General features: G+C 61.1%; 16 protein-coding genes. 8 read left to right on the top strand and 8 right to left on the bottom strand.

Going from position 1 to position 15,570, the window contains the following annotated elements; genetic code table 11:
* Positions 1 to 55: 55 nt before the first annotated feature.
* From ACE039_RS19110 to ACE039_RS19090, 5 genes are all read left to right on the top strand, one after another.
* Positions 56 to 760, top strand: coding sequence for a TetR/AcrR family transcriptional regulator (locus tag ACE039_RS19110; protein ID WP_485823068.1), 705 nt, complete (start codon positions 56 to 58; stop codon positions 758 to 760).
* A 111-nt stretch (positions 761 to 871) separates the two neighbouring features.
* Complete coding sequence (locus tag ACE039_RS19105; protein ID WP_485823067.1) at positions 872 to 1,504, top strand: GntR family transcriptional regulator; 633 nt, start codon at positions 872 to 874, stop codon at positions 1,502 to 1,504.
* Between the two features lie 24 nt (positions 1,505 to 1,528).
* Positions 1,529 to 2,503: a Bug family tripartite tricarboxylate transporter substrate binding protein gene (locus tag ACE039_RS19100; RefSeq protein ID WP_485823066.1), complete on the top strand. Its 975-nt coding sequence runs from the start codon at positions 1,529 to 1,531 to the stop codon at positions 2,501 to 2,503.
* A 106-nt stretch (positions 2,504 to 2,609) separates the two neighbouring features.
* Entirely contained in the window at positions 2,610 to 3,671 is a 1,062-nt protein-coding gene (locus tag ACE039_RS19095) for an isocitrate/isopropylmalate dehydrogenase family protein (RefSeq protein ID WP_448712314.1), read from the top strand.
* 299 nt (positions 3,672 to 3,970) lie between these two features.
* A complete protein-coding gene (locus ACE039_RS19090; RefSeq protein ID WP_485823172.1) occupies positions 3,971 to 5,530 on the top strand; it encodes a sensor domain-containing diguanylate cyclase in 1,560 nt (519 codons plus the stop codon).
* A 65-nt stretch (positions 5,531 to 5,595) separates the two neighbouring features.
* On the opposite strand, the gene ACE039_RS19085 is transcribed toward ACE039_RS19090, so the two are convergent.
* The 5 genes from ACE039_RS19085 to ACE039_RS19065 form a co-directional block, all read right to left on the bottom strand.
* The gene (locus ACE039_RS19085) at positions 5,596 to 6,324 is read right to left on the bottom strand and encodes a helix-turn-helix domain-containing protein (protein WP_485823065.1); all 729 of its coding nucleotides are present in this window, start codon (positions 6,322 to 6,324) and stop codon (positions 5,596 to 5,598) included.
* A 177-nt stretch (positions 6,325 to 6,501) separates the two neighbouring features.
* On the bottom strand, positions 6,502 to 7,155 hold the full coding sequence (locus ACE039_RS19080; RefSeq protein ID WP_448712312.1) for a response regulator: 654 nt from the start codon (positions 7,153 to 7,155) through the stop codon (positions 6,502 to 6,504).
* Complete coding sequence (locus ACE039_RS19075; RefSeq protein WP_485823064.1) at positions 7,152 to 8,240, bottom strand: PAS domain-containing sensor histidine kinase; 1,089 nt, start codon at positions 8,238 to 8,240, stop codon at positions 7,152 to 7,154. The genes ACE039_RS19080 and ACE039_RS19075 overlap by 4 nt, the downstream gene beginning before the upstream one ends.
* A 145-nt stretch (positions 8,241 to 8,385) precedes the next feature.
* Complete coding sequence (locus tag ACE039_RS19070; RefSeq protein WP_448712308.1) at positions 8,386 to 8,907, bottom strand: flavodoxin family protein; 522 nt, start codon at positions 8,905 to 8,907, stop codon at positions 8,386 to 8,388.
* A gap of 28 nt (positions 8,908 to 8,935) precedes the next feature.
* A complete protein-coding gene (locus ACE039_RS19065; protein WP_448712307.1) occupies positions 8,936 to 9,391 on the bottom strand; it encodes a CBS domain-containing protein in 456 nt (151 codons plus the stop codon).
* A 170-nt stretch (positions 9,392 to 9,561) separates the two neighbouring features.
* On the opposite strand from ACE039_RS19065, the gene ACE039_RS19060 reads away from it, so the two are divergent.
* Positions 9,562 to 10,941: an MBL fold metallo-hydrolase RNA specificity domain-containing protein gene (locus ACE039_RS19060; protein ID WP_485823063.1), complete on the top strand. Its 1,380-nt coding sequence runs from the start codon at positions 9,562 to 9,564 to the stop codon at positions 10,939 to 10,941.
* 8 nt (positions 10,942 to 10,949) lie between these two features.
* On the opposite strand, the gene ACE039_RS19055 is transcribed toward ACE039_RS19060, so the two are convergent.
* Entirely contained in the window at positions 10,950 to 11,702 is a 753-nt protein-coding gene (locus tag ACE039_RS19055) for a L,D-transpeptidase (RefSeq protein WP_485823062.1), read from the bottom strand.
* A 95-nt stretch (positions 11,703 to 11,797) separates the two neighbouring features.
* The gene (locus ACE039_RS19050; protein ID WP_448712305.1) at positions 11,798 to 12,223 is read right to left on the bottom strand and encodes a universal stress protein; all 426 of its coding nucleotides are present in this window, start codon (positions 12,221 to 12,223) and stop codon (positions 11,798 to 11,800) included.
* A 403-nt stretch (positions 12,224 to 12,626) separates the two neighbouring features.
* Here ACE039_RS19050 and ACE039_RS19045 point away from each other — a divergent pair, with 403 nt between their 5' ends.
* Together ACE039_RS19045 and ACE039_RS19040 are read left to right on the top strand one after the other, a co-directional pair.
* The gene (locus tag ACE039_RS19045) at positions 12,627 to 13,463 is read left to right on the top strand and encodes a universal stress protein (protein WP_485823061.1); all 837 of its coding nucleotides are present in this window, start codon (positions 12,627 to 12,629) and stop codon (positions 13,461 to 13,463) included.
* Between the two features lie 208 nt (positions 13,464 to 13,671).
* Positions 13,672 to 14,904 (top strand): MgtC/SapB family protein, encoded by a 1,233-nt coding sequence (locus tag ACE039_RS19040; protein ID WP_448712303.1) that lies wholly within the window; start codon positions 13,672 to 13,674, stop codon positions 14,902 to 14,904.
* 137 nt (positions 14,905 to 15,041) lie between these two features.
* Here ACE039_RS19040 and ACE039_RS19035 read toward each other — a convergent pair whose 3' ends face one another.
* Positions 15,042 to 15,524 (bottom strand): hypothetical protein, encoded by a 483-nt coding sequence (locus ACE039_RS19035; RefSeq protein WP_485823060.1) that lies wholly within the window; start codon positions 15,522 to 15,524, stop codon positions 15,042 to 15,044.
* Positions 15,525 to 15,570 lie beyond the last annotated feature (46 nt).

Genomic DNA, 15,570 nt, shown 5'->3' with positions numbered 1-15,570 from the left:
GCCGCGAAACCACGCGCGGACCGTCCTCGTGTAGCAATGAAGGGACACCGCAACCGTGAATGACGTATCGACCAAGGCAACCCTGAAGGGCGAGGCACTGCGCAGCGCCATCCTCGATGTGGCGGCCAAGCTGTTCATCGAAAGGGGAACCGCCGGCACCAGCATGCAGGACATCGCCGAAGCGCTGGGGCTTAGCCGCACCGCGGTCTACTATTACTTCAAGAACAAGGAAGCCATCCAGCGCTCGCTGACCGAGGAAGTGCTCAGTGCCGCGCGCAGGCTTGCCGGCGAGACGGGCTCGCGGGACGACATCGATCCCGTCACCGCCTTGCGAGCACTGGTCACGCAGCACGCTGAACTGATCTTGTCGCGGCCTGCCGAGTTTCGCGTGGCGGACCGCACCGAGGCCGACATGACGCCGAAGCAGCGGGCGTCGGTGCAAGGCGCGCGCCGCAACATCCTGGAGAATTTCAGCAGCGTGATCGAACGGGGCGTGCGGGAAGGACAGTTCCGGATCGTCGATGCGCACGTTGCGGCGTTCAGCCTGATCGGCATGTGCAATTGGTCGGCGTGGTGGTACAAGTCCAGCGGGCGGCTCAGCCGCGCGGAAGTCGCCGACATCATGGCGGAGATGGCCGTCAATGCGTTGTTGCGCGACGAGGCGCGCCGCCCACGGGCTCCCGCTGACGTGCGCGAATCGCTGCGCCTGGTGCGCGAAGACCTGGACTATCTCGAGAAGGTCGTCCTGTCGGGCCGCTGATCGACACGAAGGGAAGGGCGCGGTTGGTGCCGCGTTGATCGGTTTACGAAGGCCCGTGTTGGCATTTCATTTTTTGTATGCAAAAATATACAAAAATTGAACGAGACAAGCATGCCCATTCCCAAGGCCAGTTCACAGTCGTTTGCCGCATACACCGAAATCAAGCGCCGCATCCTCGCCGGCGGGTTCACGTCCCAGGATCGCCTGCGCGAAGTCGAAGTCGCAAAAATGCTTGAGATGGGGCGCACGCCCGTGCGCGAGGCGCTTAAGCGGATCCAGGACGAAGGCTTGATTACGCACCAACCGGGCCGTGGCTTGGTCGTCACCACGATGGACCAGCAAGAGGTGGGCGAGCTTTACGCGATGCGCCAGGCGCTGGAAGGCGCCGCCGCCGCGCTGGCCGCGCGCCATGCGTCCGACGCCGAGATTCTGCATATGAAGAGCGTCCTGGAGGATGGCGACGCGGGTGATCCGGTTGAACAGAATCTGGCCTTTCACCAGGCGATTTACAGCGCCGCGCACAACCGCTATCTGATCCGTTCGCTTCAGTCCCTGACCGACACCACCTACCTGCTGGGCCGTAGCACGCTAAGCACGCCCGAACGCGTGGCGCAATCCAACGACGAACACAACGCCATCGTGGCTGCGATCCACGCCCGCGACCCCGTGCGCGCCGAAGCTGCCGCGCAACACCACATCAACCAGGCCCTGCTGGAAAGACTAAAGATGCTGCGCCAGGGATAACGCCCGGCATCACGGAGACACACCATGTTGAAGTACCTGCGAGCCCGCCTGGCGGCGGGCCTGTGCCTCGCTTTGCCTGCGCTTTGCATCAGCGCCCCGGCGGCCGATTCCTTTCCCAGACAGCCCATTACCTTGATTGTGCCGTTCGCCGCGGGCGGAGGCACCGATAGCATCGCGCGGGACATGGCGCGGACGCTGGGCGAACGCCTGGGCCAGCCGGTGGTCGTGGAAAATCGCGGCGGCGGCGGGGGCTCAATCGGCGCCACCGTGGTCGCCAACGCCAAGCCCGACGGCCATACGCTGCTGTTCGCGACATCGACCTTCGTCACCAACGCGGCGGCCGGCATCGCCACTACCTACGACGTGCAACGCTCGTTTGCACCCGTGGCCATGCTGGGTCGTGGTCCGTTGCTGGTGGTCTCCGCCAAGGACCTGGGCTTGAAGAACGTGGCCGACCTGCGCGCCCGCGCCGTCAAGGAAAGCCTGAATTATTGCTCGGCGGGCAATGGCAGCATCAACCATCTGACAGGGGAACTGTTCAATCAGCGCGCCCAGGTCAACATGGTCCACGTGCCCTACAAGGGCAGCGGCCCCGCAACGGTGGACCTGCTGGCCGGCCGCGTGCAGGTGTTTTTCGCCACCGTCCCGACGATGCTGACGCAGGTGCAGGACAAGCGCGTGGACCTGCTGGCCGTCACGGGCAAGGCCCGTTCGCCGCTCTTTCCCGACACCCCCACGCTGAGCGAAGCCGGTCTGACCGACTTCGACATCACGACGTGGTGGGGCGTATTGGCACCGGCCGGCACGCCGGCCGAAGTGGTCGGCAAGCTGAACACGGCCGTTAATGAGGCCGCCGCCGACGCGCGGGTGAAGGACCGCCTGAAGCACGAGGGCGCGCAGACGTTCCGGGGCAGCCCCGCCGATTTTGGACAGGCGCTGGGTGCCGAACTCGCGATGTGGCGCCAGGTGGTGCAAAAGGCCGGCGTAAAGCTGGACTGACCGGTTTAAGAAAACAAAGAGACACGCATGCAACATCCCTCTTGGACCCGACGCGACGTGCTCGCCGCCCGAACTTAACTCCTACTTTTTCACGGAAAACTTCATCATGAAAATCGTCGTTCTGCCCGGTGATGGCATCGGTCCCGAAACCATGGCCGTGGCCGTGGATGTGATGCAAACCGCCTCCCAGCGCTTCGGCCTGGGCCTGGAGTTGGAATTCGACGTGGCCGGCCACGACAGCCTGAAAAAGCATGGCGCGACGGTAACACCGGCGCTGCTGGAAAAAGTGAAGGCGGCCGACGGCCTGATGCTCGGTCCGATGGCCACCTTCGAATTCAAGGATGCCTCGCGCGGCGAAATCAACCCGTCGATGTTCTTTCGCAAAAGCCTGGACCTGCACGCCAATATCCGGCCTGCTCGCACGTACCCGGGCATGAACGCGCGCCTGGGTGAATTCGACCTGGTCGTGGTGCGCGAGAACACGGAAGGTTTTTACGCCGACCGCAACATCGAATCGGGCGGCAGCGAAATGCTGATCACGCCCGACGTGGTCGTGTCGCTGCGCCGCATTACCCGCCAGTGCTGCGAACGCATTGCGCGTTCGGCCTTCGAGCTGGCCATGACGCGCAACAAGCACGTCACCATCGTCCACAAGGCCAACGTGCTGAAACTGGGCGACGGCATGTTCATCGATACCTGCCATCAAGTCGCGCGCGAATTCCCGGACGTGGCAGTCGACGATGTCATCGTGGACGCCATGATGGCGCATGTGGTCCGTGCGCCGCAGCGCTATGACGTGATCGTGACGACCAATATGTTCGGCGACATACTCTCGGACCTGACTGCCGAACTTTCCGGCAGCCTGGGCCTGGGGGGCTCGCTCAACGCCGGGCGCGACTACGCCATGGGGCAGGCCGCGCACGGTTCGGCGCCCGACATCGCGGGCAAGAACGTCGCCAATCCGATCTCGCTGATCCTGTCGGGCGCGATGCTGCTGAACTGGCACGGCAACAAGCATGGCGACGCGCGCTTTCACGAAGCCGCCGGCGCCATCGAGGCAACCATCGCCGACAGCATCGCGGCGCATGAGTGCACGCGCGATGTGGGCGGCAATCTGGGCACGCGCGAGGCTGGTGCTGCCTTCGTCAAGCGGCTGGCGGCGCGTTGATGGGCGCGCCCGCCTGCCGGCGGGCGCCTGCGCCATCAAAGCGCGAGGGAAGGGCGGTCGCAGTCCATCGCTGCCCGACATAATGCTTGCCTGGACGATCGCAGTGTGTCGCCGAGTATCGCAAGCATTTCACCGTCATGGATTATTAAAGAATATTCGGGGATAAACTCGCGCATAATCTGGATCTATACTGCCGCCAGGAGAAAAAAAAGCCACGAACGCTGGATAATATCGGTTTGAACGATCGATTATTGTGGGGAGGCGACGTGTTGCAGCAGCATAGTCTGCATGAAAGGCAGATGCGGCCAATCGCGCGCCAAGTGATATTCGGCTTGGCCGCGGGCTGGTTGATGCTGGTCGCTGGCATGGGCTGGTGGACATCCCAGCGGATCGTGACGGCACAGCTGGATGGATTGGCTGCCAGCGCCGAATACGAAACGAAAACTACCGCGCGCGTCATGGATCGCCTGTTCACCGAGATGGCTAGCGTGGCCAATATGTTGGCGCGCCAGCGTCTGGTGATCGAACTTGCCACCCGCTATCGCATCGACCCTCCAGGCCTCGCCGAACTCACGCGGCAGGAGCGGGCGGTGCAGTTTGCGCGCGACCCCTTGGTGCGCAGGGTCGGCGATGTCATGAATGCGCTGGCTGCCGACCTGCGCTACGCCCGCATTTACATGAACAACATGTCCGACGACACCGTGACGGCCAGCAATTGGGCCGAGCCGGACAGCATCGTGGGGATGATTTACTCGGGGCGGCCGTACCTTATCGAGGCGTTGCGCACCGGTAATGGCCATTCGTTCGGTATCGCACGCCTGAACAAGACTCCCTCCTATTTCGTAGCCAGTCGCATCGAGGACTCGAACGACGCGCCGCTGGGCTCCGTCACGGTGAAGTTCGACGCGCCGGATGTGGCGCTCTACCTGACGGGCCGCCACATTGCATTGATCGTGAATCGCCAAGGGCGCGTAATCACCACTTCGTCCGCGCCGTTCATGCTGCGCAACGTCGCGGCGCTTCTGCCGCCAGGCACGGTGCTGCCGCCGGACGGCGAAGAAGAGCCGGGCCAGCCCATGGACGTCAATGCGGTAGCCGACGCCAGCCAGGCCGACCAATGGCTGATCGATGGCAAGCCTTATCTGCTGCGGCGGCAGCCGCTGGCTGGCACGCAATATCAATTGCTGACGCTGGCGTCACTGGAGCATTTGACGCCCATGCGCAAGCAGCACCTTTGGGTGGCAGGGGTGTTCGCGGCGTTCGGCCTGGTCCTGATCCTGCTATCCGGCCACGCGGCCGCACAGATGGTGATGCGGCGCCAAGATGAACGGTACGCGGCCAACTATGACGCGCTGACCGGTCTGCCCAATCGACGCGCAGTGTTGACGGAATTGGACCGGTTGTTCGCGTTGGCAAAGCGCACCCGGCAATGGGTGCTTGTGGCGTTTATTGATCTGGATGGGTTCAAGCCGATCAACGATACCTACGGGCATGAGGTCGGCGACAGCTTCTTGATCGAAGTCGGCCGGCGTATGTCGGCTGCACTGCGAGCGAGCGACATGCTGGGCCGGTGGGGTGGCGACGAATTCGTCGTGATCGGCCTGGTGGCTGCCCCTAGACCCGAGGCCCTGGAAGAGGCCGTCGATGAGATGCGCCACCGGCTGGCGATGCCGTTGATCGGCGCCTTCACCTTAGGCGAGTGTAGTTTTGAGTATCGAGGCGCGAGCTTTGGCATTGTCAGCGTCGATCCGGCCGTCACTTCGGTGCAGGCCGCACTCAAGGAAGCTGATCGGCTGATGTATGCCGACAAACAGGCGCGAAGGGCGCGGCAAAGGAACCCAGGGCGCGCAAGCCTGTGAATTCACGGGAATTGTTGTCGTGGTCTGAATGGACGGCTGGAGCGTGCCGGCTGGAACGACACGGCTTATCCGCAGCTCATCTGCCGCAAGGCGGCTACGTTGCGTATCTTCAGTCGTCTTCTGCTCATCTTGAGCATTGACGCCACCTGTAGACGCGAAAACACGCGGCAGACCGTTTCGACCCTCATGCCCAAATGGTTGGCGATATCCTCGCGTGTCATCTTCAACGTGAACTCGAGTGGCGAATAGCCATTTGCTGCCATTTGCTCCGAAATTCCGATCAGAAACCCCGCGATCCGCTCTTCGGTCGTCATGCAGCCCAGGGTCAGCAAGAGGCGGCAATGTTGGTTCGTGTTGCTGACGAGCAATTTGTTGAATTCCTGCGCCGCGCCAAAGTCAGCGCGGCAGTTATGCATCAGTTCCACGTAGGGAAGAATGCAGACCAGCGAGTCTTCTAAGGCGATGGCGTCGCAGGTGTATATACCCGTTTCGATTCCGTCGAGACCCAGCAAGGATCCAGCGATGGGAAACGCCGTTATCTGCTCCAGCCCCGACAGACTGGTGACTCGTACCTTTGCTGAACCGGAACGCAGCTGGTAAAGATTCAGTAATGGATCGCCAGCCCGATAGATGAGCTCTCCGCGGTGAACCAACTTCTGGCCATGAAGGGGTGCGCAACCGAGAGGTCCTTCGAGCGCCGGATGGCACAAGCGCGCCGTTACACAATGCTCGCAATTCGAGGGCATGGCCATCCGCCATGCTGTGCTGCTGGAACCGGCAAGGGTATTGTCCATGGCTGCATCTCGCTAGGCTGGGCGATCGGAAAGTCCTCTTCCGAGGTAAGGAGCGCTGCGTAAACCGGCAGGCTTGACAGCAGTATGAGATGCACGCAAGGATCAAACTATCAGCGCACGTCGCCAGTTCTTGGCAGCGGAGCCTTACGAATGTAGGAATATTCCTACGATGCCCGCTTAGAGATTCGGAAGATCCTCATCGGCGATCAGGCGATGCCGGATCGCATAACGCACCAGATCGGTCTGATTGCGCAGGTCCATTTTCACCAGAATCCGGCTCTTGTAGGTGCTGACGGTTTTGACGCTCAGAAACAAGCGTCGAGCGATATCCGAATTGTCCAGGCCCGACGCAAGATGCCGGAATACCGAGAGCTCTCGATCTGACAGCAGCAAGTGGGGGAGCGCATCGTTTTTTTTCTGTCTATCAAAAGCGATGCTTTCAGCCAGCGATGGGCTCAGATAGCGGCCTCCTCCGGACACCTTTCGGACGGCCTGAACCAACTCCTCAGCGGCACTGTCTTTGGTTAGAAACCCCGACGCGCCGGCCTTGATTGCTTGAATCGCGTATTGCTGCTCGCCGTGCATCGTCAGCACCAGAATCGGTATTTCCGGGTAGCCATTTTTAATTTGACGGATAAGATCCACGCCGTCGCGGCCTGGCATGGACATATCTAGCACGAGCAGGTCCCATTCCCGCTGGCCCAGCAGTTTGAGCGCCTCGGCCCCATTCCCGGCCTCTCCCTGAACGGAGATGTCACCGGCTTGCTCGAGCAGTCGGCGAAGTCCTTCCCGCAGCAATGTGTGGTCGTCTGCCAGCATGACTGTGATCAAGATGCCTCCCATGGTGATTCCGGATGCCGAGCCGGCATTTGGGCATCCAGGCGGAAGCCGCCCTTCTTGCGCGTATTGATCGTCACTTCACCATTCAGCAGCCGAACCCGCTCACGTATGCCTTGCAGTCCCAGCGACATGGGCAGCTTCTTGGTCAGACTTTCGGGCGTGGCGCCCACGCCGTTGTCCTGCACGGTCAGCGTGCATTGCGTGTCGTCACAGGCCAGATGTACCTGCACTTGGGTCGCCTGGGCATGCTTGGCGATGTTGGTCAGCGCCTCTTGCACCACACGAAACAGGGTAGTGGCCACCCGTTTGGAAGGCTCGGTCGGGCCGACGTGTATTTTCGCATTGGTGTCGATGCCATATCGCGATACAAAATTCGCCACGAGCCATTCGACGGCGGCGGCCAAACCCAGATCGTCAAGCATGACGGGCCGCAAGTCAGAGGCAATACGTCGCAGCGACGCAAAGGTACTCTTGATCACCCGTCGCATTGCGCGGACCCGATTCCGAGCGCTGGCGTCATCCGGGCGCAGGTTGGATTCCAGCTGGGAAAGCTCCATGGTCAACGCGGTCAGACTCTGGCCGAGATCATCGTGCAGCTCGCGAGCAATGTGCTTTTTTTCCTGTTCGCGCACGTGCAGCAAGGCGTTGGACAGCCGGGTCAGTTCGTCCCGCGATGCGCGCAGCGCTTGGTCGATGCGCTGTCGCTCAGTGATGTCCCGCAGGAATATCGACAGGAATACACCTGTTTCGGTGCGAATCTGCGAGATAGAAGCTTCCATCGGAAACTCTTCGCCGTTGGACCGCAGCCCCCAAAGTGGCGCACCCAACCCCATTTTTCGGTCCGACATGCCGGTATCTTTGAAACGGCTGACGTGTTGTGCGTGGACCGAGCGGAAGCGCACGGGAATCAAGATATCCAGGCTTGCGCCAATAGCCTGATCGGCCCGGCGCAGAAACACGCCCTCTGCCGCCGGGTTGAACATCACAATGCGTTGATGCTCGTCGATTGTGATGATCGGCTCGGTCGCGGAGTGGATAATATCAAGCAGCGGTGGCGCGCTGGGTGAATCCGTCATTGCAAGAGGCGCGATGTGTCGGAGCGGGCCTGGAAAGGCGACAAATCATTGCAGCACAGATTGCCGGGTGAAGCCATAGGTACGGGGTCACCGCGCCAAAAGCACTAGTGCTTCAGCAGAAGTGAAGACGGGCGGGGAGGGAGCGTTAGTCGATGGAGGGAAGCAGCGGGGCGTTCCCTCCGCCAGGGCGATCGGCGGCCAGCGTCTGCTCCCTGAAACGGCAGAGGGACGCATCACATTCCTCGGCAAGCACGTCGTATTGCTTCAAGAGCAAAATGGAGCGTGGCTTCGAGCCTGTGATGGTCGCCATATCGTCGACGGCGCGGAACCCACCATAACCCGACATCACGCAGATCACCGAATATGCGCTGATAAATCGACCCTGCGCTTTCAAGAACGATCGCATGGGCGCGGCCAGGGTGCGTAGCCATACCGGCGCGATCAGGACCACGTGGTCGAACTGGTCCAGGGAAGGGCCGTCGTAGCGAAATGCAGGGTTGCGCTTGAGCAGGCTGTCGACGACGCAGCGCAAATCTCCTGACAAGCCGAAACGCGGCGCGTCATCCCGGATTTCGTAGCGGGGCCATCCGCTAACGGAAGCGAGACGTTCAGCGACGGTTCGTCCGGTTCCCGTACGGGAATAGAAGAAAATGCCGATGCGTGCCATGGTGTGTCTCCCTGCCGCGATGGCAGTGTCACGTTTCTTGGGCCAGCAGCGCCCGCAGAATGTCGCGCCGGCTCACGACGCCAACCAACTTTCCCGCGCGAGTGACGGGAACGCGTTTTATTCCGCGTTTTAGCAATACGTCGGCGATCGCTGCCAGATCTTCGGTTTCTTCTATAGTGATCGCGGGACTACTCATCACCGCGGATGCGGTCTGCTCGCTAAGTTGCAAGCTGTGCAGAAATTCCAGATTCAGCGCTTCTCCCTCGGCAAGCAACGCCAGCCAATGGTCCAGTTTTTTCTGGTGCACGCTGTCCTGGCGTCGAATGAGATCCCCCTCTGTGACCACGCCAATCAGCCCACCATCGTCGCCGGTCACCATCACGGCGCTGATATCGCGGTCTAGCATCGCATGCATGATATGGGAGACAGGCGTTCTGGCCGTAACGCAGAAGGGGGCCGCAGTCATTAGTTCGTGAGCAAGCATGGCTATTCTCCGGTGCGCCGAGGCGTACCACTGTCCTGTGGAATCGTTATCCCTATAGTGATCCTTCATGCACCGCACGACTTGACTTTGGTCAAGCATGGGTCCTTGGCCGGTATCGTGAGCGAGACGGGCGTGCGAAGCTGCAGGGAATTCGAACGCAGGGAGGAACGATGTCGAAGAACGTGCAGTTGCATTTTCTGGGGGCGGCCAGCACGGTCACCGGCTCGCGTCACCTGCTGGATGCGGATGGCCGTCTGATATTGCTGGATTGCGGTCTGTTTCAAGGCGTCAAGCCCTTGCGGCTGCGAAACTGGGCACCATTTCCCGTCTCGCCTGCCAGGATCGAAGCAGTCGTGCTGTCGCACGCTCACCTGGATCATTCGGGTTATTTGCCCAAGCTGGTTCGGGAAGGTTTTCGCGGGCCTATCTACTGTTCCGAAGCCACATTGGACTTATGCCGACTGTTGTTGTTGGATAGCGCACATTTGCAGGAAGCGGATGCCGACTACTTGAATCGGCACGGCATTTCCAAGCATCAACCAGCGTTGCCGCTCTATACCGTCGCCGATGCCCAGCGGGCGATCGCTGCATTGCGCCCCATCGCCTTCGATACGGCGACGGAGCTGCCGGCCGGGCTGCGGTTTCAACTGGCGCGGGCGGGCCATATCTTGGGCGCCGCCATCATTGAGCTGACTTATGCCGGAGGCAAACTAGTGTTCTCGGGCGACCTCGGTCGCTACAATGATCCGCTGATGCCACCGCCCGAGGCGGTCGCGGAAGCGGATTATCTGGTGGTCGAATCCACCTATGGCAATCGTCTGCATGGCACGGAAGATGTGCTCGATACCTTGGCCGCAATCATCATGCGGACCGTCAGGCGGGGCGGTACCATCGTGATCCCATCGTTCGCCGTCGGACGAGCGCAGTTGTTGCTGTTTCATTTGTGGCGCCTCAAGCAGACGGGAAGAATTCCCCGGGACCTCCCCATATATCTAGACAGCCCGATGGCCAGCAGTGCAGTGGATATCTATCTGCGCCACGAGGTTGACCAACGGCTCTCCTCGTCGGAAGCCCGCGCTGCGTACGGCGTTGCCGTCTGTGTCAGCGACGTGGAGCAGTCCAAGGCACTCGATGCTTCCCCCATGCCTAAGGTCATCGTTTCCGCCAGCGGCATGGCAACGGGCGGCCGTGTCCTGCACCATTTGAAGCACTATGCAAGCGATCCCCGCAACGCAGTGCTGTTCGCTGGCTTTCAAGCCATGGGAACGCGTGGCGCGGCGATGCTTGACGGCGCCCGCACGATCAAGATCCACGGGGAATATGTGCCTGTGCGAGCCGAGGTGGACAACTTGTCCATGCTTTCCGCACATGCAGATGCCGATGAAATCCTCCGCTGGCTACGAGGGTTCTCCAAGGCGCCTAAAGAGACGTTCATCGTGCATGGTGAACCGGACGCCGCCGATGCCTTGCGCCTGCGAATCAAAGACGAGCTTGGTTGGCTCTGTCACGCAGTCGAACAGGAAGAGACTGCGGTGTTGAGCGCTCGATGATGTCGAATTCATGGCTTCCCCTTGATGGCTTCGGGGGCTGGCGACCAGGCCGGGCGCTTATCACGCACGGTTTCCACAACGACAAGGTAACGTCCCGCGCCATAGGCGGGTGTCCGGTCGCGCCGCAGTATCCAAGGCGGCGACACGAGGTCGGCTGCCAGTTCATAGTCGGCATCTAGCAGGCCCAACCGGTCGATCAACTGGTTGAGCGTTGCGGGAATTCGTATGCACCCTTTGGACTGTGGTGTGCCAAGTTTTGGCTCTAGCAGATAAGGATCCGTGGCATGCATTTGCAACCGCATCGTACTCACGCCGGCCTTCGTCCAGCCCTGGCGGGCCTGTTGCCAGCCAAAGTCGTACACCCGCATGCCCTTGGCGCCGTACCCGAGGATGCCATTTGCGTTTTTCGTCCCTTCGGCACGGAAATCGGGGTTGCGCAAGGTATGCGCGAATACGCCCGTCGGGGTTTCGAAATGGTCGAACTGACCGACCTTGCCCGTCGATACCGGAGCGGCGCCTACGTAAAGTGGCGGGGCTCCAGGGGGTGTCCAATAGAGCATTGCCGCTTGCACCCTCACATTACGATCCACCACAAGGACGTATTGGGGGGCCAACAAGACAATGCCAGCCGTTTGCAGTGCTTGCAGGGCCAAGTCTCCGTAGCGTGCTTGCTCGTCATCGGGTAGAACTAGCACTGGCGACACCGCCTGGCGGAAGGCGCGGGCGACATCATCCGGCAGCACCTGCGCCAAGGCAGGCATGGCGCAGGCCATGAATGCCGTGACCACTGCGCTCCCAATCAACCACCTCCGCGTGTCGCGGCGGTGGTTATTTCGCTGAGGCATGGCGTCTTGGCCTAATTTATCAGGACGACCGGGATATGGACTGTGTGCAGTACTTTCAATGCGACCGATCCCAGCAGCAAGCTTCCCGCTGCTCCTAGGCCACGCGAACCCATGATGATGTGGTCACATTGATGCTCGGTAGCGTATGCCTTGATCGATTCGGCGATGTGGCCAACGCGAAGCGCCTCTTGATACATGACCCCAGCCCTGTCCAACGCCGCCTTTGCGTCCTCGAGTGCCGTCTTGGCCTCGTCGTCGTAGTACTCCTGAATCATCTCCTGGGAGATGAACGCCAGTACGGTCCCCGACACGATGGGCAATTGCACGTTAAGCAGATGAAGGGTGCAAGGGCCATATTCTCGGATATGGTCAATCATGTAGTGCACGGCGCGTAGCGCGTTAGCAGATCCGTCTACGGGAATTAGGACGTTTTTCACGATGCCTCCAGGAGGTTAGATAGCCTTCGTCAGAAGGCCGTTACCGGTCTGAATTCCATCATGGCACTGCGGGGGCTGATCCAATTGACGCCGATCAACTTCATTGAAACAAGGCCGAACTGCGATCGGATTGACGTTCGTCCCCAATTTGGAATTGACAAAGGTCAACATGTAGTGAACGCGACAGAGCAGGATATGGCTAAAGGCAGGCGACGCTCTACCGTTCCAGCAAAGGAGAGGACGATGTCGCGCTTGAGCCCATACCGTCCGTCTACGTTCGACCCGTTCCCGGGTGCCGTTCAGGTCTTCCTCAGGCCGCTTCGCCAGCAAGCCTGCGGCGCCGGGCCCGCCGTCTAGCGTGGCCTGCTTTTGTTTAACGTCTCGTTCCTCCGTGGAGGTCGCCATGTTTCGCCGTATTGCCGTTCATTTGGACCACGGTGTCGATTGCCAGCGCCGAATTGAATTCTGCTTGCGCATCGCGAAGGCGCACGATGCGCATCTGACGGGCATATTTGCCAGTTACGTCTCGCCGGGATATTTCTTCGACGAAGCGGGTCTATGGGCCCGAACTTCGGCGGGGGCGATGGAGATCACTACGAAAAAACGGACCGCACTGCAGCTCGCCTTTAGTGAGGCGGCGCGACGTGCAGGCGTGACGGAATCATGGCGGGAAGGTGAGGGTTCACCGGCGGAATGCGTGTCTAGACATGCGCGCTATTCGGATGCGCTCGTCATCGGCCAAGAGAACGCCTATGACCTAAAGGCAGCGACGGGTAACGATTTCGTGGAACAGACCTTGCTTTCCGTGGGGCGGCCGGTCATCGTACTGCCGACTGCGGGGGCGTTTCAAACCCTTGGAACGCGAGTGCTGTACTGTTGGAATCGCGGTCGGGAAGCGGCGCGGGCGATTGCCGATGCGGCGCCACTACTGCGTAATGCAAACAGCCTGCGCGTCTTGACGATGGATGAACTTGCCGGTTCTAAAGGCGAGATCGAAACGTCATTCGAAGATCTGGCTGCTTATTGCACCTGCCACGGGTTCCCTGAGCCGGAGCATGAAACCCGCGGCACGCGCGACATTGATGTCGGCAGCGCCATTTTGAGTTCTGCCGCGGATTTTGGTGCTGACCTCATTGTCATGGGAGCGTATGGACACAGCCGAATGCGCCAAATGGTCATGGGGGGCGCCACTCGTTCATTGCTTAAAGCCATGACCATGCCCGTGCTGTTTTCTCATTGACTGCGTAGTCCGACTATCGAGCTGAGCGGCATATTGCCGCTGATCGTGTAGAGCCGAAATTTGCGTCCACCCATCCCATGGCATGGGGAAGGCCAACGTGGCGTGGGCCAGAGGCGCCAATATCAGATAATTCAGCCATGCAGATTGCGCCGAAGGCGGCCGCATCGGCCCAGGCGGCGCAGTCCGTGTTCGATATCATCACGGCACCATGAATATGCAGACGGCTCTCCCATTCGCGATTGCACTGGGCATCGGCTTGTTGATTGGCGTAGAGCGCGAACGTCGAAACCAGCGGTGGTTATCGGGCAAGGGCGCCGGCGTGCGCACCTTCGCCATTGTGTCGCTCCTAGGGGCGGTAGCGATGCACTTGGGCGGGGCGCTTTTACTCGGTCTGACCACGGTCGGATTGGGTTGTGCGCTGTTGGCCCACGCGCGAGGGACCGGGAGTAGCCAAGGGCCGGCGACGCAGGTCGCCTTGCTGCTGGATCTGGCGCTAGGTGGCCTGTGTTTGCGCGACCCGGCGTTGGCGTCGGGGCTGGCGGTAGCGGTGACTATTCTGCTAGCGGCGCGTACTGGTCTGCATCGATTCGTGCGCACGGTGCTCAGCCCGAAAGAGGTGGTTGACGCCTTGATCCTGGCCGCGGCCGGGCTTGTGGTGATGCCTTTGTTGCCAGATGCCTATCTTGGCCCGTTCGACGCTCTCAACCTGCGCACGATTTGGAAGTTCACATTGCTGGTCATGGCGGTTAGCGCCGCCGGCCATATCGCGTTACGGGTATTTGGTCCTCGCATAGGCTTGCCGTTGGCAGGGTTTGCGTCCGGCTTCATTTCGAGCACATTGACTATTGGCGTAATGGGCGAGCGCGCCACGGCCGACCCTGCGCTTAGAGGGCCGGCAGCCGCAGGCGCCGTTTTGTCCTCCGTGTCGACGATGGTGCTCATGGCAACGGTGCTGGCCGCCATCAGCCCTGGAGTGTTGCGAGAGCTGGTGATTCCACTGGCTTGCGGCGGCGCAATGGCACTGAGCTATGGCGTAGTGTTCCTATTTAAGGTGATGCGCCAGACAGATTGCACGACGATCGAAGCGGGGCGGCCGTTCAAACTGTGGACGGCTTTGGTACTGGCGCTCTTGGCGGCGGGGGTGTTGCTGGGTACTGCCACGCTGAACGCGTGGTTGGGTTCGCAAGGTGTCACCATCGCGGCGTTGCTGGGGGGCCTTATCGATACCCACGCCGCGGCGGCTTCAGTCGCCACGTTGGTGGCCGCAGAGACGATTTCTCCGGCGCAGGCAGCCGTTCCCGTGCTGGCGGCCATGTCTGCCAATGCGCTGAGCAAGGCGGTCTTCGCCGCAGTCAGCGGCGGGTTAAGGTTTGCCGCGCAAGTGGTGCCGGGCCTGTTATTGATGGTCGTGGCGGCCTGGGTGGGCTACGCGATGACTTAGGCACGGATGTGCTGCGGTGAATGAGGGCAGGGCGAGCCCCTTGTTCACGCAGCGAGACGTGCCGCTACACAAATGGAGAATGGGGTGGGACTCCTGGTGGCGCTGGCCGGATCAGCGCCAGCGCCTTGTGGCGAAGCCTAGCTGCCATGATTTGCCTTGGCCTGGCTGGCCTCGCGCATGGCCGAGCACGTGGAGGCCATCTGGTCAGAAAAGCTTGCCCACATTCCGGTGATTGGCACGGTCGCCAGGCCACCGGTGGCGGCGGCCGAGGCGTTGTGCAGCCAGCCGCTGACCGCTTCGCTGACACCGGCGGCCAGCACGGCCTGGTCTTCCAGCGCGGCATGGGCCACGGCTTGCGTGGCTTCCAGTTGGCATTGCCACTGTTTTCGGGTCAATTCGCCCAGTGCCGGGGCGATCTGCTGCCAGTTTCCGTCGACCTTCAGCGGCGTCAGCGCGGCCAGGTACTGGCTGGTGCTTTCGCTGGCCAGGCGCTGGCCCAGTTCCAGCCAGCGCTGCTGGCTTTCCCGGGCAAGTTCGGCCAGGCGTTGGCAATAGGCGGCATGGGCGCCAGCCAGACCCTGGAGCGCGGGGGCGGTGGCCTTTTCGGTTGTCGTCTTCATGATGCGTCCTTTTAAATGAGTGGTAAGGGGCAACGAATACACAGGC

Source organism: Achromobacter maghribensis, assembly GCF_057334215.1.
The sequence above is the reverse complement of the archived record's forward strand: the minus strand, read 5'-3'. Positions and strand labels throughout refer to the sequence as shown.

Bases quoted from the DNA above. Each gene is read 5' to 3' on its own strand.
- ACE039_RS19105 (WP_485823067.1), top strand. From the start codon at position 872: ATGCCCATTCCCAAGGCCAGTTCACAGTCGTTTGCCGCATACACCGAA.
- ACE039_RS19100 (WP_485823066.1), top strand. From the start codon at position 1,529: ATGTTGAAGTACCTGCGAGCCCGCCTGGCGGCGGGCCTGTGCCTCGCT.
- ACE039_RS19095 (WP_448712314.1), top strand. From the start codon at position 2,610: ATGAAAATCGTCGTTCTGCCCGGTGATGGCATCGGTCCCGAAACCATG.
- ACE039_RS19090 (WP_485823172.1), top strand. From the start codon at position 3,971: ATGCGGCCAATCGCGCGCCAAGTGATATTCGGCTTGGCCGCGGGCTGG.
- ACE039_RS19085 (WP_485823065.1), bottom strand. From the start codon at position 6,324: ATGGACAATACCCTTGCCGGTTCCAGCAGCACAGCATGGCGGATGGCC.
- ACE039_RS19075 (WP_485823064.1), bottom strand. From the start codon at position 8,240: ATGACGGATTCACCCAGCGCGCCACCGCTGCTTGATATTATCCACTCC.
- ACE039_RS19070 (WP_448712308.1), bottom strand. From the start codon at position 8,907: ATGGCACGCATCGGCATTTTCTTCTATTCCCGTACGGGAACCGGACGA.
- ACE039_RS19065 (WP_448712307.1), bottom strand. From the start codon at position 9,391: ATGCTTGCTCACGAACTAATGACTGCGGCCCCCTTCTGCGTTACGGCC.
- ACE039_RS19060 (WP_485823063.1), top strand. From the start codon at position 9,562: ATGTCGAAGAACGTGCAGTTGCATTTTCTGGGGGCGGCCAGCACGGTC.
- ACE039_RS19055 (WP_485823062.1), bottom strand. From the start codon at position 11,702: ATGCCTGCCTTGGCGCAGGTGCTGCCGGATGATGTCGCCCGCGCCTTC.
- ACE039_RS19045 (WP_485823061.1), top strand. From the start codon at position 12,627: ATGTTTCGCCGTATTGCCGTTCATTTGGACCACGGTGTCGATTGCCAG.
- ACE039_RS19040 (WP_448712303.1), top strand. From the start codon at position 13,672: ATGAATATGCAGACGGCTCTCCCATTCGCGATTGCACTGGGCATCGGC.
- ACE039_RS19035 (WP_485823060.1), bottom strand. From the start codon at position 15,524: ATGAAGACGACAACCGAAAAGGCCACCGCCCCCGCGCTCCAGGGTCTG.